Raw genomic sequence first — 23,123 nt, 5'->3', positions numbered from 1 at the left:
CCTGCTGGGCGGATGCAGGATGAGAGGAATCCAAGGCACTCAGCGAGGAGGTACCGCTGTGGCGGAGACAGACAAGGCACGCGCAGACGAGGCCCGCGAGACGGCCGTCGAGGCCGCGCTGGGACGCCTCGAACTCGACGCCAAGGCACGGCTGCTGGCAGGGCAGGACACGTGGACCCTGCCCGCCCTGCCGGAGATCGGCCTGAAGTCCCTCGTCATGTCCGACGGCCCGATCGGCGTCCGGGGCGTGCGCTGGACCGCCGACGACCCCTCCGTCGCCCTGCCCTCGCCGACCGCGCTCGCCGCCACCTGGGACCCGGCCCTCGCCCGCCGCGCAGGCGTGCTGCTCGCCCAGGAGGCCCGCCGCAAGGGCGTCCACGTCCTGCTCGCGCCGACCGTGAACCTGCACCGCTCCCCGCTCGGCGGCCGCCACTTCGAGGCCTACAGCGAGGACCCCTACCTGACCGGCGAGATCGGCTCCGGCTATGTGACCGGCGTCCAGTCCGGCGGCGTCGGCACCACCGTCAAGCACTTCGTCGCCAACGACGCCGAGACCGACCGCTTCACCGTGAACAACCTGGTCTCCGAACGCGCCCTGCGCGAGCTGTACCTGGCCCCCTTCGAGGCGATCGTCGCGAACGCCCGTCCCTGGGGATCATGACCGCCTACAACCAGGTCAACGGCACGACCATGACCGAACATCACTACCTGGTCAACGAAGTCCTGCGCGGCGAGTGGGGCTTCGACGGCTTCAACGTCTCCGACTGGATGGCCGCCCGCGACACCGTCGGCGACATCGAGGGCGGCCTCGACGTCGCCATGCCCGGCCCCGAGACCGTCTACGGCGAGGCCCTCGCCCGGGCCGTCCGGGACGGCCGGGTCGCCGAGGCCACCGTCGACGCGGCCGTTCGCCGGGTACTGCGCCTCGCGGCCCGCGTCGGCATCCTGGACGGCGCCGAACCCGTCGTCACCGAGCCGCCCGCGCCGGTCGACGGCGAGGCCCTGGCCCGCGAGATCGCCCGCCGCTCCTTCGTCCTCGTACGCAACGAGAACAGCGCACTCCCGTTGAGGGCCGGCACGGTCGCCCTGATCGGCGCCGCCGCCCGCGACGCCCGCGTCCTCGGCGGCGGCTCCGCCACCGTCTTCCCCGCCCGGATCGTCTCCCCGCTCGACGGCCTCACCGCCGCCCTCCCCGAGGGCACCCTCAGCTACGCCGTGGGGGCCGACCCGGCCACCGAACTCGCGCCCGCCGGCCAGGACTTCACGCTCCGCGCGGTCTGCCGGGACACCGACGGCAACGTCATCGGCACGGGCACCGCCCCGAGCGGCCACATCCAGTGGATGGGCACCGACCTCCCCGAGGGCGTCACCCATGAATCCCTCCACACCGTCGAGCTGACCGGCACCTTCACCCCGCGCGAGTCCGGCCCGCACACCTTCGGCATCAAGGGCATGGGCGCCTTCACCCTCACGGTCGACGGGACGACGTACTACGACGACGTCCAGCGCCCCGAGAACGAGGACCCCTTCGAGACCCTCTTCGCGCCCCCGACGCGCCGCGCCCAGACCGAACTCGTCGCGGGCGAGCCGGTCGACGTCTCCCTGACCCATGTCGTCCGGTTCCCCGAGCACATCCCCATGAAGGTCGTCACCTTCGGCCTCGCCCACGCCGGACCCCAGCGCGACCCCGACGAGCTGATCGCCGAGGCCGCCCTGGCCGCACGCGGCGCCGACACGGCCGTCGTCATGGTCGCCACCACCGACCGCGTCGAGTCCGAGGGCTTCGACCGCACCGACCTCCGCCTCCCCGGCCGCCAGGACGACCTGGTCCGCGCCGTCGCCGCCGCCAACCCGAACACCGTCGTGATCGTCAACTCCGGCTCCCCGGTCGAACTGCCCTGGCGCGACGAGGTCGCCGCCGTGCTGCTGACCTGGTTCCCCGGCCAGGAGGGCGGCGCCGCCCTCGCCGACGTGCTGACCGGCGCCCACGAGCCCGGCGGCCGCCTCCCCACCACCTGGGGCTCCCTCACCGACGCCCCCGTCACCCAGGTCGTCCCCGCCGACGGCGAACTGCCCTACACCGAGGACCTGCTCATCGGCTACCGCGCCTGGGAGAGGGCCGGCCGCACACCGTCGTACCCCTTCGGCCACGGCCTCGGCTACACCGACTGGACCTACGAGGCGCTGGAGACGGACGGCGCCACCGCCCGCGTCCGCCTGCGCAACACCGGCAAGCGTCCCGGCCGCGAGGTCGTCCAGGTCTACGTCTCCCCGGCCGAGCCCGACACCGAGCGCCCGGCACGCTGGCTGGCCGGATTCGCGGACGCCGAGGCCGGACCCGGCGAGAGTGTCGAGGTGACCGTCGAACTGTCCCGCCGCACCTTCGAGGTCTGGGACGACACGGCGAAGGCGTGGGCGTTTGTGAAGGGTTCGTACGAGATCACCGCTGCCCGCTCGATCTCGGACCACAGGCTGACCGCGACGATTAACGTCTGATCCGGGACAGTCTGCACACACCGCGGACAAAGTCCCCACATGCAGCCCCGGTCCGGGACCTGACCCCTGGACCGGGGCTCACTCAGCGGACCGAGAAGCCGTACACCGTCTCCGAGCGGAAGACCCGGCCCGGCCGCAGCTCGGTGCTCGGGAAGTCCGGGTGGTTCGGGGAGTCCGGGAAGTGCTGGGTCTCCAGGGCGATGCCGTCGCCGGGGGCGAAGGGGGCCGCGAGGTGGTCGGCGGTGTAGAGCTGCAGGCCCGGCTCGGTCGTGGCCACGGTGAGCACCCGGCCCGACGCCGGGTCGTACAGCTCGGCCACCTCCTCGGCCGCCTCGGTCACCCCCTTGTCCAGCACGAAGTTGTGGTCGTAGCCGGAGCCCACCTTGCGGGCCGTACGGAAGTCGAAGCGGGAGCCGGAGACGTCCGTCAGCGCTCCGGTGGGGATCAGGTCGGTGTCCACCGGCGTGTAGCGGGAGGCGGCCAGCCGCAGTTCGTGGCCGCCCGCGTGGCCGGAGCCGCTCAGGTTCCAGTACGTGTGGTTGGTGAGGTTGATGACCGTCGGCGCGTCCGTGACGGCCTCGTAGGCGATCCGCAGCGCACCGGACGCGTCCAGGGTGTACGTGGCCGCCACCTCCAGCCGGCCGGGGAACCCCTCCTCGCCGTGCGGGCTCACCCGGCTCAGCCGCAGCCCGTCCTCGACCGGCTCGACCTCCCACACCCGCTTGTCGAACCCCTGTGAGCCGCCGTGCAGCGAGTTGGGGCCGCTGTTCTGCTCCAGCGCGTAGGTGCAGCCGTCCAGCGGGAAGCGGCCGCCCGCGATGCGGTTGGCGTACCGGCCGACCAGAGCGCCGAGAAACGGCTCCGGATGCTCCCGGTAGCCGTCGAGCCCCGGGAACCCCAGCACCACGTCCGCCGTGTACCCGTCCCGGTCCGGGACCTCGACCGACTGCACGATCCCGCCGTACGACAACACCCGCACCCGCACCCCGGCCCGCCCCAGCGTCCAGCGGTGCACCGGGGTGCCGTCGGAAAGTGTGCCGAAAAGTTCGCTCATGTGGGAAACCCTAGGTCACGGCCGTTCCGCGGTCACCGTGCGGTAGGCGATCTCGGCGAGCCGTGCCTGGCCGTTCCGGCTCGGGTGGAACCAGTCCCAGTGGCTGAGCTGCTCCGTGTCGAAGCGGTAGTCGAAGACCGCGTTGCGATCGAAGCGGCAGCGGCGGTCCTTGGCGCACACGTCCTTCAGCACCGCGTTGTAGGCCTCCACCCGCTTCTGCACCTTGTCCCGGCGCAGTGTGGCCCTGACGGTCAGGTCGTCCGCGTCCCCCAGCATCGACGGGCAGATGCCCAGCTTCCACACCTGCTTGCCCAGCGGGTTCGTCCGGCCCGCCGACCACAGCCGCTTCAGGTTCGGCACGCTCGCCACGTACACCTGCGTCTTCGGCAGCGCCGCGCGCAGGGTGGCCAGCGACTCCTCGAAGTCCGTGCGGAAGGAGGCCACCGAGGTCATCGCCCGGGCCGACGAACGGCACGCGTCGTTCGCACCGATCATCACCGTCACCAACTGGGGGGCGCGGGCGGCCGCCTGGGCCATCTGCTCCGGCAGGTCGGCCATCCGGGCACCGGTCACCGCGTAGTTCCAGCTGCGCTCCGCCGCGCCCGTCACCCCCAGCAGCCGCACCGCCAGGCTGTCCACCTTGGCGTCGCTGCCCGTCGCCCACGACACCTCGGGGCAGTCCGAGAGCACCGTGCACGCGTCGAACCCACGGGTGATGGAGTCCCCGACCGCGGCGATCGAGCCGGGGCTGCGGTTCCACACCGGCGTGGGCCGGGGCGAGGGACGGGACGCGCTCGCCCCGGAATCCTTCGTACCGTCACCACCGCCACCGAAGGCGTCACACCCCGCCGTGCTCAGCACGGCCGCCGCCACGACGGCAAGGGCAGCCCGCGCACGGTGGCTTCGCTTCCGCATCCCTGCTGATCCCCTCGCTCGATGTGGAGTGGTCGCTCTTATAACAACGCGCGAGGGTTCCCGGCCCGGGGACCTTGGAACGGCTCACCCCCGTACAAGCGTCCCCCTGGGTGAATGGCGGGAGTTTCCTGGCACTGGGACCGACGGTACGTCACACTCCTTGCGCCGCCGCAGGGTAGCCTCGCCATCAACGCGGCCGTCGCGCCACTGCCGCCCAGCCAGTCCGCAAGATGTCCCGCTCTGCCCGGAGGTTCCGGTGACGACACGTGGAGTTCTGTACGTGCACTCCGCGCCGCGCGCGCTGTGCCCGCACGTCGAGTGGGCCGTCGCCGGGGTGCTCGGCACGCGCGTCAACCTCGACTGGATCCGGCAGCCCGCGGCACCCGGCACCTGGCGCTCTGAGTTCTCCTGGCAGGGCGAGGTGGGCACGGCCTCCAAGCTGGCCTCCGCCCTGCGCGGCTGGCACCTCCTGCGCTTCGAGGTCACCGCCGAGCCCTGCCCCACCGCCGAGGGCGAGCGCTACAGCTGCACCCCGGACCTCGGCATCTTCCACGCCGTCACCGGCATCCACGGCGACATCCTCATCCCCGAGGACCGACTGCGCGCGGCCCTGCTCCGCAGCCAGCGCGGGGAGACGGATCTGGAGGCGGAACTCTCCAAGCTCCTGGGCAAGCCGTGGGACGACGAACTGGAGCCGTTCAGGTATGCGGGCGAGGGAGCACCGGTGCGGTGGCTGCACCAGGTGGTGTGAGTACCGGGACATGAGGAAGGGCCCCCGCCGGCAGGTGGGGGCCCTTCCTCATGTCTCTCAGACGGTCCGGAACGCCAGGACCACGTTGTGCCCACCGAACCCGAACGAGTCGTTCAGTGCGGCGATCCGGCCCTCGGGGAGAGCCCGCGCCTCACCGACCACGATATCCGCGTTGACCTCGGGGTCCAGCTCACGCACGTTGATCGTCGGCGGAGCCGTACGGTTCACCAGCGCCAGGATCGACGCGACCGTCTCGATACCACCGGCGCCACCCAGCAGGTGACCCGTCATCGACTTGGTCGCGGAGATCGCCATGTGGTCGACGTCGTCGCCGAACACCTTCCGCAGCGCCTTGATCTCGGCCACGTCACCCTGCGGCGTCGAGGTGGCGTGCGCGTTCACGTGCACGACCTCGGCCGGCTTCAGGTCCGTGTTGTCCAGCAGGTTCTGCAGCGCGGCCGCGATGCCGTTGCCCGACGGCTCCGGCTGCGTGATGTGGTGGGCGTCGGCGGAGATGCCCTGGCCGACCGCCTCCGCGTAGATCCGGGCGCCGCGGGCCTTCGCGTGCTCCTCGGACTCCAGGACGATCACACCGGCGCCCTCGCCGAGCACGAAGCCGTCACGACCGGAGTCGTAGGGACGCGAGGCGCCCTCGGGGTCGTCGTTGTTCTTGGACATCGCCATCATGTTGCCGAACGCGGCGATGGGAAGCGGGTGGATGGCGGCCTCGGTACCACCGGCCACGACCACGTCCGCACGCCCGGTGCGGATCATCTCGATCGCGTACCCGATGGCCTCCGCGCCCGAGGCGCAGGCCGAGACCGGGGTGTGCACACCGGCGCGGGCACCCAGCTCGATACCGACGTTGGCCGCCGGGGAGTTGGGCATTAGCATCGGCACGGTGTGCGGGGAGACACGGCGTACGCCCTTCTCCTTGAGCACGTCGTACTGGTCCAGGAGCGTCGTCACACCGCCGATTCCGGAGGCGATGACCGCACCCAGCCGGTCCGGGTTCACGGACACGTCCTCGCCGGCCTTGGCGGTGAATCCGGCGTCCTTCCAGGCCTCCTGAGCGGCGATCAGCGCGAACTGCGCGGACCGGTCCAGCTTGCGGGCCTGCGGGCGGGGGATGATCTCGCCCGGCTCGACGGCGATCTGTGCGGCGATACGGACCGGCAGTTCGGCCGCCCAGTCCTGCTCGAGGGCGCTCACTCCGGACTTGCCGGCGAGCAGGGCCTCCCAGAACGAAGCTGCGTCGCCACCCAGCGGTGTGGTTGCGCCGATACCGGTGACGACCACGGTGCGATTGGTCGGGCTCACGGGAATTCTTTCTCCAACGGATGCGGGATTCATACGGCGCCACCGCCGGGTGGCGGGGCCTTGCAGCCTGTGACCTAAAGGGTGGCTCAGGCCTGGTGCTTGAGGATGTAGTCCGTGGCGTCGCCGACGGTCTTGAGGTTCTTGACGTCCTCGTCGGGGATCTTGACGTCGAAGCGCTCCTCGGCGGCGACGACGACCTCGACCATGGACAGCGAGTCGACGTCCAGGTCGTCGGTGAAGGACTTGTCCAGCTGGACGTCCTCAACCGGGATGCCGGCGATCTCGTTCACGATCTCGGCGAGACCTTCGACGATCTCTTCCTGAGTGGCGGCCATGTTGGCGCTCCTTCTTCGATAATCCAGACGGTTTGTGGCAAATGATCCCGCACCGGATCGCATGATCCGGCACGGAGTGCCTAGGGGAGGGTAACGACCGTCGCGGCGAACACGAGACCCGCCCCGAAGCCGATGAGAAGCGCGGTGTCGCCGCTCTTCGCCTCCCCGGTCGCCAGGAGCCGCTCCATCGCGAGCGGAATCGAGGCGGCCGAGGTGTTGCCGGTGGTGCGGATGTCACGGGCGACCGTGACGCTCTCCGGCAGCTTCAACGTCTTCACCATCGAGTCGATGATCCGCATGTTGGCCTGGTGCGGAATGAAGACGTCCAGGTCGTCCGGGGTGATTCCGGCCGCGTCCAGCGCCTGCTGGGCGACCTTCGCCATCTCGAACACGGCCCAGCGGAACACCGCCTGGCCCTCCTGCGTGATCGCAGGGAACTTGACGTTGCCCTCGCTGTCGACGGGCAGTTCGGAGAGGTCCCCGACGTGGAACCGGTCCCAGGGGACCGTCTGCTTGATGGTCTCGGCCTTGTCGCCCTCGGAGCCCCACACGGTCGGGCCGATCGCCGGCTCCTGGGAGGGGCCGACCACGACCGCGCCGGCGCCGTCACCGAACAGGAAGGCCGTGGCCCGGTCCTCCAGGTCGGTCAGGTCGCTCAGCCGCTCCACGCCGATGACGAGCACGTACTCGGCGGAACCTTCCGTCACCATGCCCTTGGCAAGGGTGAGGCCGTAGCCGAAGCCCGCGCAGCCCGCCGAGATGTCGAACGCGGCGGCCTTGTCGGTGCCCAGCTTGTCGGCGATCTCGGTGGCGACGGCCGGGGTCTGGCTGAAGTGCGAGACGGTCGAGACGACCACGGCGCCGATCTGCTCGGCAGCGATGCCCGCGTCGGCGATCGCCTTGCCGGAGGCCTCGATGGCCATCGCGGCGACCGTCTCGTCGGGGCCGGCCCAGTGCCGGGTCTCGATGCCGGAGCGCGAACGGATCCACTCGTCGGACGAGTCGATCTTCTCCAGGATCACCTCGTTGGGCACGACCCGGACCGGCCGGTAGCCGCCGACACCGAGGATGCGCGCGTACGGGGCGCCCTTGCTGGGCTTGATCTTCGCCATGTGCGTTACGGCTCCTTAAGCGTCGGCGCCCGCTGCGGCAGCAGCGGAATCAGCTGCTGCGGCGATGAGCTCACGGGCCGCGTCGAGGTCGTCGGGGGTCTTCAGGGCCAGCGTCTTGACACCCGGAAGGGCCCGCTTGGCCAGGCCGGTCAGCGTGCCGCCCGGGCACATCTCGATGAGCGCGGTGACACCCAGTGCCTTGAACGTCTCCATGCACAGGTCCCAGCGCACCGGGTTGGCGACCTGGCCGACCAGCCGCTCCAGCACCTCGGCGCCGGTGGCGACGGCCTGGCCGTCCTTGTTGGAGACGTAGGTGACCTTCGGGTCGCCGGGCGTCAGCTCGGCGGCGGCCTTGGCCAGCGCGTCCACGGCAGGAGCCATGTGGTGCGTGTGGAAGGCGCCGGCGACCTTCAGCGGGACGATCTTGCGGACGCCCTCGGGCTTGTCCTCGTTCAGCGCGGCGAGCTGCTCCAGCGTGCCCGCGGCGACGATCTGGCCCGCGCCGTTGACGTTCGCGGGGGTCAGGCCCAGCTTCTCCAGGTGCGCGACGGAGACCTCGGGGTCACCGCCGAGCAGCGCGGACATGCCGGTCTCGGTGATCGCGGCGGCGTCGGCCATGGCCAGACCGCGCTTGCGGACGAGGCCGAGCGCGGCGGTGTCGTCCAGGACGCCCGCGAAGGCGGCGGCGGTGATCTCACCGACGCTGTGGCCGGCGACGGCGCCCGGGGCGATCTCGGCAATGTCGCCGAGTGCCGCAGCGGACAGGATGCCGGCGGCGACCAGCAGCGGCTGAGCCACCGCGGTGTCGCGGATGGCGTCCGCGTCGGCCTGGGTGCCGTAGTGGACCAGGTCCAGTCCGATGGCGTCCGACCATGCGGCGACACGGTCGGCGGCACCGGGGAGGTCGAGCCAGGGAGTCAGGAAGCCGGGCGTCTGGGCGCCCTGGCCGGGAGCGACGAGTACGAGCACTCTCACACTCTCTCTTGGGGACGGCCGAGGCCGCCCGTGGGGACAGGGACGAAGAACACGAGGGGCTTTTGTAGGGCCCCGACAAAAGCCTAGAGTTGGGCGTCTCCTTCGGCCAGACGCCCCAGGATCAGCGCGATCCGCAGTGTGAAGGCGGATCGTACATCCGAAGGCGACCAACCGGTGACGTCTGTCACACGTCGGAGCCGGTAGCGCACGGTGTTCGGGTGAACGAAGAGCATCCGGGCCGCGCCCTCCAGGCTGCTCGCCTGCTCCAGGTAGACACTCAACGTTTCCAGGAGCGCCGACCCGGCTTCCTCCAGCGGTCTGTAGATCTCCTCCACCAGCTGCTCGCGGGCGCTCGGATCGCCCGCGATGGCGCGCTCCGGCAGCAGATCCTCCGCCAGCACCGGCCGCGGCGCGTCCTGCCAGGCGGAACACGCCTTCAGCCCCGCGGCGGCGGCCTGCGCGGACCGCGTGGCGGCCAGCAGATCGGGTACGACGGGCCCGGCGACGACCGGTCCGGCCGCGAACGGCCCGATCAGTGACTTGGCGACGGCGAGCGGATTCGCGCTGCCACCCGCGATGACGACGAGCCGGTCACCGAGCACCCCGGTGAGCACCTGGACCTTGGCGTGCCGCGACGCCCTCCTGATCGCCTCCACAGTCAGCTCGCTGTCCCCGTCGGGAGCGGTCCCGAGCACGACACACACATGCTCCGGCGAGTTCCAGCCGAGCGCGGCGGCCCGGCTGACGGCCCCCTCGTCGGCCTCCCCGCTCAGCACGGCGTTGACGACGAGCGACTCCAGCCGCGCGTCCCAGGCACCGCGTGCCTCGGCGGCCTGGGCGTAGACCTGGGCGGTGGCGAAGGCGATCTCGCGGGCGTACACGAGCAGCGCCTCGCGCAGCACGTTCTCGTCTCCGGGCGCCGCCACCTCGTCGATGGCGCTCTCCATGACCTCGATGGTGGTCCGCACCATCTCCACGGTCTGCCGCAGCGTGATGGCCCGGGTCAGCTCGCGGGGCGCCGTCCCGAAGACATCCGTCGAGATCGCCTGCGGAGCATCGGGATGCCGGAACCACTCGGTGAAGGCGGCGATGCCCGCCTGGGCCACGAGCCCGATCCAGGAACGGTTCTCCGGGGGCATGGCCCGGTACCACGGCAGCGTCTCGTCCATGCGTGCGATGGCCTGCGCGGCGAGGCTCCCGGAGGACTTCTCCAGCCGCTTCAGGGTCGCGGGGTGCGGGTGGACGACATGTGCTGCGGGTTCGCTGTGACGGGATTCGGGTTCGGGCACGTGGACAAGACTGCCTTATCCGGACGTGAGCGTGCGTCGCCGGGGTCAGCAGGTGAGACGCCCCGCCGGGCCGAGGGGGCGTGTGCGCGGTCTACGGTGGTGCCGTGATGGACGTACGGCGCGCCGCAGAGCGCTACCCCGGCGGGGACCCAGGGGCCGGGATCGACACCCGCCACGCCTTCTCCTTCGGCCCGCACTACGACCCCGAGAACCTGCGCTTCGGCGCGGTGATCGCCTGCAACGAGGAGCGGCTCGCCCCCGGCGCCGGCTTCGACGAGCACCCGCACAGCCACACGGAGATCGTCACCTGGGTCGTCGAGGGCGAACTGACCCACCGCGACTCCACGGGCCACGAGACCCGGGTCCGCCCCGGAGACGTCCAGCACCTCAGCGCGGCGGCGGGCGTCCGCCACGTGGAGCGCAACGACGGCTCCACCCCCCTGACCTTCCTCCAGATGTGGCTGGCCCCCCTGACCCCCGGCGGCGACCCGTCCTACGCGATCGTCCCGGGCATCGCCGACTCCACCCCCTACGCACTCCCGGCCGCCGGCGCAATGCTCCACGTCCGCCGCCTGGCCCCGGGAGAGCGGACGGCTGTGCCGGACGCGGCACACGTCTACGTCCACGTCGTACGCGGCGAGATCAACTTGGCGGGGGAGACGCTGGGCCCCGGGGACTCGGCCCGGATCACGGAAGCGGAGGGTTTGGAGGCGGTCGGTGTCACGTCAGCGGAACTTCTGCTGTGGGAGATGGCGCCGTAGGGCCGTCAGGGGTGCGGGCGCGTGGGGGCTGGGCGGGGGTGGGTTTCGCTTGCCCGCGCTGGCGGGGTGCCGCTGCGCCCACCCGTGCCGCCCCAGCGGCACGACTGCCCGCAGCTACGGTGCGATGCAGCCGACGGAGCTGCAACTCCCCAGGGGCGCGGGGAACTGCGCGACCAGCCCCCACCGGCCCGCAGCCGAAAGGTCAGCCTCGCAGCTCGGAGAGCACCGCGTCCGTGAACGCCGGCCACGCCTCGATCGCCCAGGGGCCGAATGCGCGGTCCGTCAGGGCAACACCGGCCACACCCGCATCCGGATCGATCCACAGGAACGTACCGGACTGACCGAAGTGTCCGAACGTGCGCGGTGAAGACGAAGACCCCGTCCAGTGCGGCGACTTGGAGTCACGGATCTCCAAGCCGAGCCCCCAGTCGTTGGGGTTCTGGTGCCCGTAGCCAGGGAGGACACCCTTCGTCCCCGGATACTGCACGGACATCGCCTCGGCGACCGTACGCGGATCCAACAGCCTCGGCGCCTGCACCTCCGCAGCGAACCGCAGCAGGTCGTCCACCGTCGAAACGCCGTCCTTGGCGGGGGACCCGTCCAGCGACGTCCGCGTCATCCCCAACGGCTCCAGCACCGCCTGCCGCAGATACTCCGCGAACGGAATGTCCGTCGCCTTGGCGATGTGATCCCCGAGCTGCTCGAACCCGGCGTTGGAGTACAGCCGCCGCTCCCCGGGAGGCGCCATCACCTTGTGCTCGTCGAAGGCCAGCCCGGAGGTGTGCGCGAGCAGATGGCGGACGGTCGCCCCGGCAGGACCGGCCGGCTCGTCCAGCTCGACGGCACCCTCCTCGTACGCGACCAGCGCCGCGTAGGCCGCCAGCGGCTTGGTCACCGAGGCCAGCGGAAACCGGTGCCCGACGGGCCCATGGGTCCCGAGGACGGTCCCGTCGGCCTGTACGACACCGGCCGCGGCGGTGGGAACCGGCCAGTTCTCGATCAACGCGAGGCTCTTCAGCGACATGCCGTCGAGCCTAAGCGCTCAGAGCTTCAGCTCCATCAAAGGGTCCGGCCTGGGCAGGAAGCCGAGGCCGGCATAGAGCGGCGCGGCCTGGGCGGACGCGGTGAGGTGGACGCGCCCGGCGCCGCGCTCACGGAACCACTCCAGCAGCGCGTCCATGCACGCACGCGCGTACCCCCGGCGCCGTGTGCCCGGGTCGGTGGCGACACTGAAGACGAAGCCGACCGTCCCGAACGGATCGCCCGCCTTCCCGATCCGGTAGTCGACCGTCCCAGCCACCAGCGCGGCCAGCGCCCCCGGCCGCTCCGGGTGGTCCACGACGAACGCCACGAAGCTCCCGTCCGGGTCGCCCAGCCGTGCGCGCAGTCCCGGCAGGGACTCCTCGTGCCAGTCGGTGGAAGGGTCGGCGCCCGCCATCGAATCAATCATGACCTGCCGCAGTCGCAGCACTTCCTCGGCGTCCTCGGGCAGCGCCCGGCGTACGAGACTCATGTCCCGCACGCTAACGACCGCCGCCCGGCCCCGTCGTGCGCATTTCTTACCGGGTTCGGCTTGCTTCGAGTGCACTCGAAGGCCATAGCGTGGGGCCATGACGGTGATGCAGACCGAGGAGAACGCGAGCAGGACCGACATCTGCGCAGCCCCGCCCCGGCGGCACCCACGCCCCGACGGCCAGGACCGCTACACGATCAGCGAGGTCGTCGCCTTCACCGGCCTGACCGCGCACACCCTGCGCTGGTACGAGCGGATCGGGCTGATGTCCCACATCGACCGCTCCCACACCGGCCAGCGCCGCTACAGCAACCGCGACCTGGACTGGCTGGACTTCGTGACCAAGCTGCGCCTGACCGGCATGCCGGTGGCGGACATGGTCCGCTACGCGGAACTGGTGCGCGAGGGCGAGACGACCTACCCGGAACGCCAGGCACTGCTGGAATCGACCCGCCGGGACGTGCTGGCCAGGATCGCGGAGCTGCACGACACCCTCTCGGTCCTGGACCGGAAGATCAGCTTCTACTCCACGGGCCGCTGACTACATTTCGGCCAGCAGTTCCGCCTTCTTCGACGAGAACTCCTCGTCCGTGAGCAGCCCCGCCTGGTGCAGCTCCCCGAGGTGGCGGATCCGCTCGGCGATGTCGGCCGGGTCCCGGCGTGCCGGGGCCGGTACCGCCGGTACCGGCCCACGGGTGCGTACGGCCTCCAGGACCGCCGCCGCGAACGGCAGCGACTCGTGCACCGGGCCGTATCCGAGCCCGAAGACGACGGACGCCGGATCCTGGTCGGGCTGCGCCGGCCGGGCGGAGCCGCCCTCGCGGGGCAGCAGCCGTAGATGCCCCTCGAAGACCTCCGGCGACCGCCACTCCACCCCGCTGAGGCCGGCGACCGCGAAGCTCTGGTCCCCGGCTTTCCACTTCGCCGAGGACGCTCCCGTCCAGGACCACCGGAACTGCACGGTCGTCCCGTCGAAGGACGCCTTCCCGTCGTACGCCTTGAACTGCAGCGGCGCCTCCGGCGCGGCCACCAGATACCGGTCGGTGGGCCCGGACTCGGTCAGCAGCCCCTTCAGCTCGTCCGCGTAGTACTCCGCGAGCGTCGACCGCTCGGCCGGCAGCGCCAGCCGGTACGGGTCGGAGCCCTCGCGCAGCTGCCCGGCCGCCGCCTCCCACAACGGGTCGGCCCCGACGCGCGGCCGCAGCCGCAGTGCGACGGTGCCGCGCTTGCCCGGCGTGAGAGTCACTTCCTCGACCGCGGACAGCGGGATCCGCCGTTCGCCCAGCGCCTGGAACAGCTTCGGTGTTCGAATCCCCCGTTCGTAGCGGATGAGCACGGAGTCGGACTCGAACTCCCAGACGGCATGAAAACCCGCCAGTACGTCACCCATGCGGCTCATCGTATGCGGCACGTGCTCCTCCGTCGCCACCCGCGCAGACCGCACTTCCTGCTGTTTCTACGCGCGTTGGGCCATCGACGTGCGGGGCAGACCGGCCCGGCACGCATCGTTCTCGCGTGCGCAGGTGACCGCGTCGTACGCGCCCACCCCGATGTCGGCGAGGTTGCGCAGGCTGTCCGTGCCCGGCTGGAAATAGCCTGCGTGACCCTGCGCGTCCCGTGCCGACAGCACCCGCGCGCCGAACGACGAGGAGACCGGGTCGGCGCCGTGCCCGAGCCCGCCGACCTCCAGGTACGGCACGTCCTGCACCCAGTCGGTGGCGTCCCGCATCGCCCACACCCGGGCCGAGGTGCCGAGGCCGGAGGCATTGCCGACCCGCATGCCGGGGCTCGCGGCCACCGCTATGTCGGTCACCCGGCGGGGCATGTCGTGCGCGGCGACCCCGCAGACCACCGAACCGTAGCTGTGGCAGAACATCGACACCGGAGCCTTGCCGGGCAGGGCGTGCAGCAGCGCGTTCAGGCGCAGGGCGCCCTCCGCGGCGCGCAGCCCCGTGGCCGCGTCCACGCCGAGTCCGTCCGGCGCGGTGTAGTCGGCCCAGGCGATCACGGCCGTACGGGTCGTGGGGCTCTGCGTCCGCTCGGCCGCGTACAGGGCCTTGGCCATGCCGACCGGGGCGCTGTACCTGCGGCTCGTGCGCTGGAAGGTGAGCAGGTCGGTGTCGACGCCGGGGACGACGACGGAGATCCGCTCGGCCTTGGTCAGGTTCCCGAACACCTCGGCGATCCGGCCCGAGCCCTCGGGGTCGAAGGCGAGGATCTGCCGGTCGGGGTTCAGCAGCGACTCGTAGCGGTGCATACGACGCCCCGCCTCCTGCTGTCCGGCCGCGCTGAGCCGGCTGTCGTGCATGCGCTTCTTCTCGACCTTGCGGGCCTGCTCCAGCGCGACGTGGTTGGCGCGGTAGCGCAGCGAGACGGGCGCGCCGTTCATGTTGCCGACCGCGAGGGGGTAGCGGTGGGCGAGGCGGTCCTGCTCGTGCGGGGTGAGCGAGGCGAAGAAGCGGGCGAGCCGCGCGGGGGAGCCGTCGGGGTCCGGCAGGTGCAGGCCGTGGATGCTGCCCTGCTCCCACTTGGCGAGCGAGGCCTGCAGGGCGGTCGCTTCCCGGTGGCTGCGCAGCGCGGTCCAGCCGGTGGTCGCGAGCATCACGAACACCACGGCCAGCGCGAGCAGCATGCGCCAGACGTTGAGTTGCGGGGAGGTGTCGAAGGAAGTCACTGGGAGGACACACTAGGAGAACGGGAGGGTCTCGGGGTAACCGAGTGACAGGTATCACGTTTCGTGAGGCGTCGAACGAACCCCGAACGACCTCAGGTGATACGCCAGTTCCCGGTGAGCGCCGAACCCACCTGATCGAGGTACGACGCGGTGAGTTCGCGGATCGCCTCCACGCTGAAGTCGTCGCCCGTGCTCCACTGCCGCTCGGTGACCCTTATCACCCCGCCGAAGACGGCCACGGCCAGCCGCGGCCGCGGGTCGGCGTCCACGTCGACGCCCTCCCGTTCGGCGAGCAGCCGCGCGAGGGCCTCCTCCGTGGCCACGGAGCGCAGCAGATGGGCGGCGAGCAGGGACGGGGTCGACTCGATCGTCCGGTACATGCGCACGTACAGCTCGACCGGTACGACCGCCTCGACGGCCTCGCGCAGCCCGTCCCAGCCCTCCAGTACGGCCTGCTGCAGCGTCTCCATCGGGGTCTCGTGCGCCGGCCGTTCCCGCACCGCCGCCACGAAGCGGGCCTCCGCCAGGTCCTGGACGGCGAAGGCCACGTCCTCCTTGCCGGCGAAGTAGCGGAAGAAGGTGCGCTGCGAGACGCCGACGGCCTCGGCGATCTCGTCGACGGTCGTGTGCTCGTACCCCTGGGTCGTGAACAGTTCGAGGGCGGAGCGCAGCAGGGCGTCCCGGGTGCGCTGCTTCTTGCGCTCACGCAGTGTTTCCATAATGTGTCAGTTACCGACTTGTGAATTGGTTTGTCAAATGTCAGCGGCTGTCACTAGCCTCGAACGCATGACTAGTCAGACCACCATCGACACGACGGGGCCGGAGGACAAGGCGCCGGCAGCCCCGTCGGAGGCGACCCCGGCCGCGGGGCTGCGCGGGCACCCGTGGCTCACCCTCATCACCGTCGCCGTAGGGGTCATGATGGTGGCCCTCGACGGCACCATCGTGGCGATCGCCAACCCGGCCATCCAGAAGGACCTCAAGGCGAGCTTCGCCGACGTCCAGTGGATCACCAACGGGTACTTCCTCGCCCTCGCGGTCTCCCTGATCACCGCGGGCAAGCTCGGTGACCGCTTCGGCCACCGGCAGACCTTCCTCATCGGCGTGACCGGCTTCGCCGCCGCTTCCGGCGCCATCGGGCTGTCGAACAGCATCGCCGCGGTGGTCACCTTCCGCGTCTTCCAGGGCCTGTTCGGCGCGCTGCTGATGCCGGCCGCGCTCGGTCTGCTGCGGGCCACCTTCCCGGCCGAGAAGCTCAACATGGCGATCGGCATCTGGGGCATGGTGATCGGCGCCTCCACCGCGGGCGGCCCGATCCTCGGCGGCGTCCTGGTCGAGCACGTCAACTGGCAGTCGGTGTTCTTCATCAACGTGCCGGTCGGTCTGCTGGCGCTGGTCCTGGGCGTGCTGATCCTGCGCGACCACCGCGCGGCGAACGTCCCGCGCTCTTTCGACTTCCTCGGCATTGTCCTGCTCTCCGGCGCGATGTTCTGCCTGGTGTGGGCCCTGATCAAGGCGCCGAGCTGGGGCTGGGGCTCCGGCCGCACCTGGCTCTTCATCGCCGCCTCGGTGATGCTCTTCGCCTTCTTCGCCCTCTGGGAGACGAGGGTCGCCGAACCGCTGATCCCGCTGGGCCTGTTCCGCTCGGTGCCGCTGTCCGCGGGCGTCGTGCTGATGGTCCTGATGGCGATCGCCTTCATGGGCGGCCTGTTCTTCGTGACGTTCTACCTCCAGAACGTGCACGGCATGAGCCCCATCAAGGCGGGTCTGCACCTGCTGCCCCTCACCGGCATGATGATCGTCGGCTCCCCGCTCGCGGGCGCCGCGATCACCAAGCTCGGCCCGCGCATCCCGCTGGCCGGCGGCATGGCCGCGACCGCGATCGCCATGTACGGCATGTCGACGCTCAAGGCCGACACCGGCAGCGGTGTGATGTCGATCTGGTTCGCCCTGCTCGGCTTCGGCCTCGCGCCGGTCATGGTCGGCGCCACCGAGGTCATCGTCGGCAACGCGCCCATGGAGCTGTCCGGTGTGGCGGGCGGCCTCCAGCAGGCGGCCATGCAGATCGGCGGCAGCCTCGGTACGGCGGTGCTGGGTGCCGTGATGGCCTCCAAGGTCGACAGCGACCTGCCGGGCAACTGGACCGGTGCGGGGCTGCCGCCGCTGACGCCGGCTCAGTTGGACAAGGCCTCCGAGGCCGTTCAGGTCGGTGTGGCCCCGGTCGCCAAGGGCACCCCGGAGCCGATCGTCGCGAAGATCACCGGCGTCGCCCATGACACGTTCATCTCCGGCATGAGCCTCGCGTCCCTGGTGGCGGCGGGCGTGGCGGCGGTCGCCGTCCTCGTCGCGCTGCTCACCAAGCGGGGGCAGAACGCGGAGGCGGGCGCGGGAGTCGGCCACATCTGAAGCCCCGTCCGAGGAGGATTTCCCCTATCAGGGTGACTCCGCTAAAGATTCCTCGCACTCGGCGCGCGCCGCAGGTCACAGTGGGTCAGGTCCTCCGCAGGGCATGGGAGGACGACCGGGCCGCGGCGCGCGCTGCGGAGGGGGCTGCGCGCGCCTTCGCCTTCGGCGATTCGGCCGTGCTTCGTCTGCGGGCCGGTGGGGGCTGGTCGCGCCCACGCGGCGGAGCCGCATATCGATACAGCCCCGCGCCCCTGGGGAGTTGCGGTGCCGCCGGCTGCAAGGCGCCGTAGCCACGCAGCCGCAGATAGCCGCGGGCCCGCCGTCCCCGCGTAGCTGCGGGCAGTCGTGCCGCTGGGGCGGCACGGGTGGGCGCAGCGGCACCCTGCCAGCGCCGGTGAGCGGACCCACTCCCGGTCGGCAACAGCACCGGGCGCCAAGTCAACTCCGCTGCTCCTCCCGATCCGCAGCCAACCGCGCCACTTCCGCCCGCAGCAAGCGAACCTCCTCCGCCAAAGAAGCAATCGCCTCCGTCTGCCGCCGCTCCTCCACATCGTCCTTCTCGAACCGCGAGATGAACCACGCGGCGATGTTCGCGGTCACGACACCCAACAGCGCGATCCCCGACAGCATCAGCCCGACCGCGATCATCCGCCCCAGACCGGTAGTCGGCGCATGGTCCCCGTACCCCACGGTCGTCATCGTCGTGAAGGACCACCACACCGCATCACCCAGCGTCCGGATGTTCCCGTTCGGCGACTCCCGCTCCACCGACAGCACCGCGAGCGACCCGAACATCAACAACCCGACCACCGCCCCGCCGACATAGGTCGTGAGCCGGATCTGCGAGGCCATCCGCGCCCGCCGCCCCACCAGCAGCAGCGTCGACACCATGCGCAGCAACCGCAGCGGCTGCAACAGCGGCAGCACTACGGCGCACAGGTCTATCCAGTGCGTCCGGACGAATTCCCGGCGCCGCTGGGTGAGCGCCAGCCGCATCACGTAGTCCACGGCGAACGCGCCCCACACCACCCACTCCGTGGCCGTGCAGGCGACCGTCAGGGACCGGCTGGCGGGGTTGTCCACGATCGGTACGGCATACGCGACGGCGAACGCCACCGCGAGCGCCAGCAGCGGTCGTTGGGTGCGCTGTTCCCAACGGGCCTGCGCCGACTGTTCGTTCATGGCCGCATAGTAAAGAACAAGTAACGGGGGCGGTGCACAGGCACCGCCCCCTTGACCGCTGAAGCCGCGCAGCGCTACGCGTCGCCGCCCGCTGCGCCCGGATGCGCCGCCGAGACGTCCAGCAGCTGGTACCGGTCGATGGCCTGCTTCAGCACGGACCGGTCGACCTTGCCCTCCCGGGCCAGCTCGGTCAGCACCGCCACCACGATCGACTGGGCGTCGATGTGGAAGAAGCGGCGGGCCGCGCCACGGGTGTCCGCGAAGCCGAAGCCGTCGGCGCCCAGCGACTGGTACGTGCCGGGCACCCACCGGGCGATCTGGTCCGGGACCGATCGCATCCAGTCGGACACGGCCACGAACGGCCCTTCGGAACCGCTCAGCTTCTGCGTCACGTACGGCACCCGCTGCTCCTCCTCCGGGTGCAGCAGGTTGTGCTGCTCCACCGCCACGGCCTCGCGCCGCAGCTCGTTCCAGGAGGTCGCCGACCAGACGTCGGCCTTCACGTTCCAGTCCTCGGCGAGGAGCTTCTGCGCCTCCAGCGCCCACGGCACCGCGACACCGGACGCCATGATCTGCGCCGGGACCGAGCCCGCCGTACCCTCGCTGATCCGGTGGATGCCCTTGAGGATGCCCTCGACGTCCACGTCCGCCGGCTCGGCCGGGTGCTGGATGGGCTCGTTGTAGACGGTGAGGTAGTAGAAGACGTCCTCGCCGTGCGGGTGCTCGGCGTCGCTGCCGTACATCCGGCGCAGGCCGTCCTGGACGATGTGCGCGATCTCGTACGAGTACGCCGGGTCGTAGGCCACGCACGCCGGGTTCGTCGAGGCGAGCAGCTGGGAGTGGCCGTCCGCGTGCTGGAGGCCCTCACCGGTCAGGGTCGTACGGCCCGCGGTCGCACCCAGCACGAATCCGCGCGACAGCTGGTCGGCCATCTGCCAGAACTGGTCGCCGGTGCGCTGGAAACCGAACATCGAGTAGAAGACGTAGACCGGGATGAGCGGTTCGCCGTGGGTGGCGTAGGCCGAGCCCGCCGCGATCAGGGAGGCCGTGCAGCCCGCCTCCGAGATGCCGTCGTGCAGCATCTGGCCGGTCGGCGACTCCTTGTACGCGAGCAGCAGGTCGCGGTCGACCGCCTCGTACTGCTGGCCGAGCGGGTTGTAGATCTTCGCGCTCGGGAAGAAGGAGTCCATGCCGAACGTGCGGTACTCGTCCGGTGCGATCAGCACGAACCGCCGGCCGATCTCCTTGTCCCGCATGAGGTCCTTGAGGAGCCGGACAAAGGCCATCGTCGTGGCGATGGACTGCTGGCCGGTGCCCTTCTTCACGGTCGCGTACGTCTTGTCGTCGGGCAGCTGCAGCGGCTTGGAGCGCACGACGCGGGTCGGGACGTACCCGCCGAGCCCCTTGCGCCGGTCGTGCATGTACTGGATCTCCTCCGAGTTCCGGCCCGGGTGGTAGTACGGCGGAGGGCCGGACTCCAGCTCCTTGTCGGAGATCGGCAGGTGCAGACGGTCCCGGAAGTGCTTGAGGTCGGAGACCGTCAGCTTCTTCATCTGGTGCGTGGCGTTGCGGCCCTCGAAGTTCGGGCCCAGCGTCCAGCCCTTGATCGTCTTCGCGAGGATGACCGTGGGCTGGCCCTTGTGCTCGACGGCCGCCTTGAAGGCCGCGTAGATCTTGCGGTGGTCGTGACCGCCGCGGCCCAGGTGCAGGATCTGGTCGTCGGTCATGTTCTCGACCATCGCGCGCAGCCGGTGGTCGTCACCGAAGAAGTGCCGGCGGATGTAGTCGCCGGACTCGGTGGCGTAGGTCTGGAACTGGCCGTCCGGCGTCGTGTTCATCTTGTTGACCAGCACGCCGTCGCGGTCCTGGGCGAGCAGCGGGTCCCAGGTGCGGTCCCAGACCAGCTTGATCACGTTCCAGCCGGCGCCCCGGAAGACCGACTCCAGCTCCTGGATGATCTTGCCGTTGCCGCGCACCGGGCCGTCCAGGCGCTGCAGGTTGCAGTTGACGACGAAGGTCAGGTTGTCCAGGCCCTCGCGCGCGGCGATGGTCAGCTGGCCGAGCGACTCCGGCTCGTCCATCTCGCCGTCGCCGAGGAACGCCCACACGTGCGACTTGGAGGTGTCCGCGATGCCGCGCGCCTGCATGTAGCGGTTCATCCGGGCCTGGTAGATCGCGCCCAGCGGGCCGAGGCCCATGGAGACGGTCGGGAACTCCCAGAAGTCCGGCATGGAGCGCGGGTGCGGGTAGCTGGAGAGCGCGTTCGGGTACTTCGACTTCTCCTGGCGGAAGCCGTCGAGCTGCTCCGCGCTGAGCCGGTCGAGCAGGAACGCGCGCGCGTAGATGCCCGGGGAGGCGTGGCCCTGGAAGAAGACCTGGTCGCCGCCGTCGCCCTCGTCCTTACCGCGGAAGAAGTGGTTGAAGCCCACGTCGTACAGCGAGGCGGAGGAGGCGAAGGTGGCGATGTGGCCGCCGACGCCGATGCCGGGGCGCTGTGCGCGCGAGACCATCACGGCCGCGTTCCAGCGGGTCGCGTTCAGGATCCGGCGCTCGATCTCCTCGTTGCCGGGGAAGAACGGCTCGGCCCGGGTGGGGATCGTGTTGACGTAGTCCGTGCTGCGCATCTCGGGCACGGCCACGCGCTTCTCGCGGGCCCGCTCGATCAGGCGCAGCATGAGGTAGCGGGCCCGCTCACGGCCCCGCTCGTCCACGGCGGCGTCGAGGGAGTCGAGCCACTCCTGGGTCTCTTCGGGATCGAAGTCAGGAACCTGACTCGGAAGGCCGCCAATGATGATCGGATTGCGATCGGATCCGGAAGCCACGCTGTTCCTTACCTGTGAGAGGGCCACTTTTTTTCCTAGTGCCTGCACCGATCCCCATCGTGTACCTCGGGAAGGCGTACGTCATCTCTACCCTGGGGTAACCGAGGCGCAGGTCCGGTGGGTCCGGCCAAAACGCAACGATACGCCCGGGCTGTGACGGACTTGGCAAACTTGTTCGAGGCTCGTAGTGGCGGATGATTCCGAACGGCGCAAAGCGGGCACATCGGTGTGATGTGGGGCATGGCGAATCGGGGTACGGTGCCAGAAGTTGCGACGACACGGCCGGTATCGTCACCGTTTCGGCGGTCTGAACGGCCGGGTACTTGCGCGATCCGTCCCGCCCGTGTGGACTACGGCCAATGCTTCGCGCACGCGCGTGGCTGAGATTCCATCCAAGACATGATCAGGAGGCAACCCGTGAGCGCGACCGCGGACCACGCGGAGGAGCGGACGAACCCTGCCGCCAGGCTGGGGTTCCAGCCCGGGCAGGTGGTCCAGGAGATCGGCTACGACGACGACGTCGATCAGGAGCTCCGCGAGGCCATCGAGGAAGCCATCGAGAGCGACCTCATGGACGAGGACTACGACGACGTGGCCGACGCCGTCGTGCTGTGGTTCCGTGACGAGGACGGCGACCTGACCGATGTACTCGTCGACGCAACCACGTACATCGAAGAGGGCGGCGCCATCCTGCTGCTCACGCCGAAGACCGGCCGTACGGGGTACGTGGAGCCGAGTGACATCTCGGAGGCCGCGACGACTGCCGGTCTGACGGCGTCGAAGAGCGTCAGCGTCGGCAAGGACTGGAGCGGCTCGCGTCTGGCGACGCCGAAGGCCGCGAAGTCCGGCAAGAAGTAGACCGCCTCGTCCTGAGGACGTCGGACGGGCCGGGAGCACCCGGCCCGTCCGAAAGTCCGCGCTGAACCCGCGGTGATCGCTGCGTAGGGTGGTTCCGAGCGTTTGCACGCTCTCACCCGATCAGCCCACCGAAGGGATGCAGGACGATGGCGATCCAGGTCGGCGACAAGGCGCCCGACTTCGAGCTCAAGGACAACCACGGCCGCTCCGTGAAGCTTTCCGACTTCCGCGGCGAGAAGAACGTGGTGGTGCTCTTCTACCCCTTCGCCTTCACCGGCGTGTGCACCGGCGAGCTGTGCGAGCTGCGCGACAACCTGCCGCAGTTCTCGGACCGCGACACCCAGCTGCTCGCCGTCTCCAACGACTCCATCCACACCCTGCGCGTCTTCGCCGAGCAGGAGGGCCTGGAGTACCCGCTGCTCAGCGACTTCTGGCCGCACGGCAACGTCTCGCGTGCCTACGGCGTCTTCGACGAGGACAAGGGCTGCGCCGTCCGCGGCACCTTCATCATCGACAAGGAGGGCGTCGTGCGGTGGACCGTGATCAACGGCCTGCCGGACGCGCGCGACCTGAACGAGTACGTGAAGGCGCTCGACACCCTGTGATCCGGCCTCGAGGCCGACACCTGTGAGTCATCGGGTCCAGGGTCTGCGGGGGCGG

The 23,123-nt window shown here is 70.5% G+C and carries 20 protein-coding genes and 1 pseudogene; 7 read left to right on the top strand and 14 right to left on the bottom strand.

What is annotated here, in order from left to right; genetic code table 11:
- Positions 1–19: 19 nt before the first annotated feature.
- Positions 20–2,496, top strand: a pseudogene (locus ACFYZZ_RS11635) (glycoside hydrolase family 3 protein).
- A gap of 82 nt (positions 2,497–2,578) precedes the next feature.
- Here the strand turns inward: ACFYZZ_RS11635 and ACFYZZ_RS11630 are convergent.
- Together ACFYZZ_RS11630 and ACFYZZ_RS11625 are read right to left on the bottom strand one after the other, a co-directional pair.
- Positions 2,579–3,550, bottom strand: a complete 972-nt coding sequence (locus ACFYZZ_RS11630) for an aldose epimerase family protein (protein ID WP_389174039.1) — start codon at positions 3,548–3,550, stop codon at positions 2,579–2,581.
- 15 nt (positions 3,551–3,565) lie between these two features.
- A complete protein-coding gene (locus tag ACFYZZ_RS11625; protein ID WP_389174037.1) occupies positions 3,566–4,465 on the bottom strand; it encodes an SGNH/GDSL hydrolase family protein in 900 nt (299 codons plus the stop codon).
- A gap of 256 nt (positions 4,466–4,721) precedes the next feature.
- Here ACFYZZ_RS11625 and ACFYZZ_RS11620 point away from each other — a divergent pair, with 256 nt between their 5' ends.
- Positions 4,722–5,216 carry a DUF3145 domain-containing protein gene (locus tag ACFYZZ_RS11620; protein WP_145883325.1) on the top strand — a complete coding sequence of 165 codons (495 nt, stop codon included), beginning with the start codon at positions 4,722–4,724 and terminating at the stop codon, positions 5,214–5,216.
- Between the two features lie 57 nt (positions 5,217–5,273).
- Here ACFYZZ_RS11620 and fabF read toward each other — a convergent pair whose 3' ends face one another.
- The 5 genes from fabF to ACFYZZ_RS11595 form a co-directional block, all read right to left on the bottom strand.
- The gene (gene fabF / locus ACFYZZ_RS11615) at positions 5,274–6,536 is read right to left on the bottom strand and encodes a beta-ketoacyl-ACP synthase II (protein WP_389174033.1); all 1,263 of its coding nucleotides are present in this window, start codon (positions 6,534–6,536) and stop codon (positions 5,274–5,276) included.
- Between the two features lie 86 nt (positions 6,537–6,622).
- Entirely contained in the window at positions 6,623–6,871 is a 249-nt protein-coding gene (locus tag ACFYZZ_RS11610) for an acyl carrier protein (RefSeq protein ID WP_046425089.1), read from the bottom strand.
- 80 nt (positions 6,872–6,951) lie between these two features.
- Positions 6,952–7,983 carry a ketoacyl-ACP synthase III gene (locus tag ACFYZZ_RS11605; protein ID WP_389174030.1) on the bottom strand — a complete coding sequence of 344 codons (1,032 nt, stop codon included), beginning with the start codon at positions 7,981–7,983 and terminating at the stop codon, positions 6,952–6,954.
- Positions 7,984–7,998: 15 nt separating this feature from the next.
- Positions 7,999–8,952, bottom strand: a complete 954-nt coding sequence (locus ACFYZZ_RS11600) for an ACP S-malonyltransferase (protein WP_389174027.1) — start codon at positions 8,950–8,952, stop codon at positions 7,999–8,001.
- Between the two features lie 89 nt (positions 8,953–9,041).
- A complete protein-coding gene (locus ACFYZZ_RS11595) occupies positions 9,042–10,247 on the bottom strand; it encodes a PucR family transcriptional regulator (RefSeq protein ID WP_389174024.1) in 1,206 nt (401 codons plus the stop codon).
- Positions 10,248–10,354: 107 nt separating this feature from the next.
- Here ACFYZZ_RS11595 and ACFYZZ_RS11590 point away from each other — a divergent pair, with 107 nt between their 5' ends.
- On the top strand, positions 10,355–11,008 hold the full coding sequence (locus tag ACFYZZ_RS11590) for a pirin family protein (protein ID WP_389175720.1): 654 nt from the start codon (positions 10,355–10,357) through the stop codon (positions 11,006–11,008).
- A gap of 202 nt (positions 11,009–11,210) precedes the next feature.
- Here the strand turns inward: ACFYZZ_RS11590 and ACFYZZ_RS11585 are convergent, their stop codons facing one another.
- Both ACFYZZ_RS11585 and ACFYZZ_RS11580 read right to left on the bottom strand, forming a co-directional pair.
- On the bottom strand, positions 11,211–12,032 hold the full coding sequence (locus tag ACFYZZ_RS11585; RefSeq protein WP_389174021.1) for a serine hydrolase domain-containing protein: 822 nt from the start codon (positions 12,030–12,032) through the stop codon (positions 11,211–11,213).
- Positions 12,033–12,050: 18 nt separating this feature from the next.
- Positions 12,051–12,521: a GNAT family N-acetyltransferase gene (locus ACFYZZ_RS11580; RefSeq protein WP_389174019.1), complete on the bottom strand. Its 471-nt coding sequence runs from the start codon at positions 12,519–12,521 to the stop codon at positions 12,051–12,053.
- Positions 12,522–12,618: 97 nt separating this feature from the next.
- Here ACFYZZ_RS11580 and ACFYZZ_RS11575 point away from each other — a divergent pair, with 97 nt between their 5' ends.
- On the top strand, positions 12,619–13,062 hold the full coding sequence (locus ACFYZZ_RS11575) for a MerR family transcriptional regulator (RefSeq protein ID WP_389174017.1): 444 nt from the start codon (positions 12,619–12,621) through the stop codon (positions 13,060–13,062).
- Here ACFYZZ_RS11575 and ACFYZZ_RS11570 read toward each other — a convergent pair whose 3' ends face one another.
- From ACFYZZ_RS11570 to ACFYZZ_RS11560, 3 genes are all read right to left on the bottom strand, one after another.
- Positions 13,063–13,911, bottom strand: a complete 849-nt coding sequence (locus tag ACFYZZ_RS11570; RefSeq protein ID WP_386572180.1) for a DUF4429 domain-containing protein — start codon at positions 13,909–13,911, stop codon at positions 13,063–13,065.
- A gap of 66 nt (positions 13,912–13,977) precedes the next feature.
- Positions 13,978–15,195, bottom strand: coding sequence for an alpha/beta hydrolase (locus ACFYZZ_RS11565; protein WP_389174014.1), 1,218 nt, complete (start codon positions 15,193–15,195; stop codon positions 13,978–13,980).
- A gap of 92 nt (positions 15,196–15,287) precedes the next feature.
- On the bottom strand, positions 15,288–15,914 hold the full coding sequence (locus ACFYZZ_RS11560; RefSeq protein WP_389174011.1) for a TetR family transcriptional regulator: 627 nt from the start codon (positions 15,912–15,914) through the stop codon (positions 15,288–15,290).
- Between the two features lie 67 nt (positions 15,915–15,981).
- On the opposite strand from ACFYZZ_RS11560, the gene ACFYZZ_RS11555 reads away from it, so the two are divergent.
- Entirely contained in the window at positions 15,982–17,601 is a 1,620-nt protein-coding gene (locus ACFYZZ_RS11555) for an MFS transporter (RefSeq protein ID WP_389174008.1), read from the top strand.
- 438 nt (positions 17,602–18,039) lie between these two features.
- Here ACFYZZ_RS11555 and ACFYZZ_RS11550 read toward each other — a convergent pair whose 3' ends face one another.
- Positions 18,040–18,783 (bottom strand): potassium channel family protein, encoded by a 744-nt coding sequence (locus ACFYZZ_RS11550; RefSeq protein ID WP_389174005.1) that lies wholly within the window; start codon positions 18,781–18,783, stop codon positions 18,040–18,042.
- 74 nt (positions 18,784–18,857) lie between these two features.
- The gene (aceE, locus tag ACFYZZ_RS11545; protein WP_389174002.1) at positions 18,858–21,605 is read right to left on the bottom strand and encodes a pyruvate dehydrogenase (acetyl-transferring), homodimeric type; all 2,748 of its coding nucleotides are present in this window, start codon (positions 21,603–21,605) and stop codon (positions 18,858–18,860) included.
- A 417-nt stretch (positions 21,606–22,022) separates the two neighbouring features.
- Here aceE and ACFYZZ_RS11540 point away from each other — a divergent pair, with 417 nt between their 5' ends.
- Entirely contained in the window at positions 22,023–22,463 is a 441-nt protein-coding gene (locus ACFYZZ_RS11540) for a DUF3052 domain-containing protein (RefSeq protein WP_067314036.1), read from the top strand.
- Positions 22,464–22,609: 146 nt separating this feature from the next.
- The gene (locus ACFYZZ_RS11535; protein ID WP_386572191.1) at positions 22,610–23,068 is read left to right on the top strand and encodes a peroxiredoxin; all 459 of its coding nucleotides are present in this window, start codon (positions 22,610–22,612) and stop codon (positions 23,066–23,068) included.
- Positions 23,069–23,123: the final 55 nt, after the last annotated feature.

This window comes from Streptomyces sp. NPDC001816 (genome assembly GCF_042892235.1).
Taxonomy (GTDB): Bacteria; Actinomycetota; Actinomycetes; order Streptomycetales; family Streptomycetaceae; genus Streptomyces.
The sequence above is the reverse complement of the archived record's forward strand: the minus strand, read 5'-3'. Positions and strand labels throughout refer to the sequence as shown.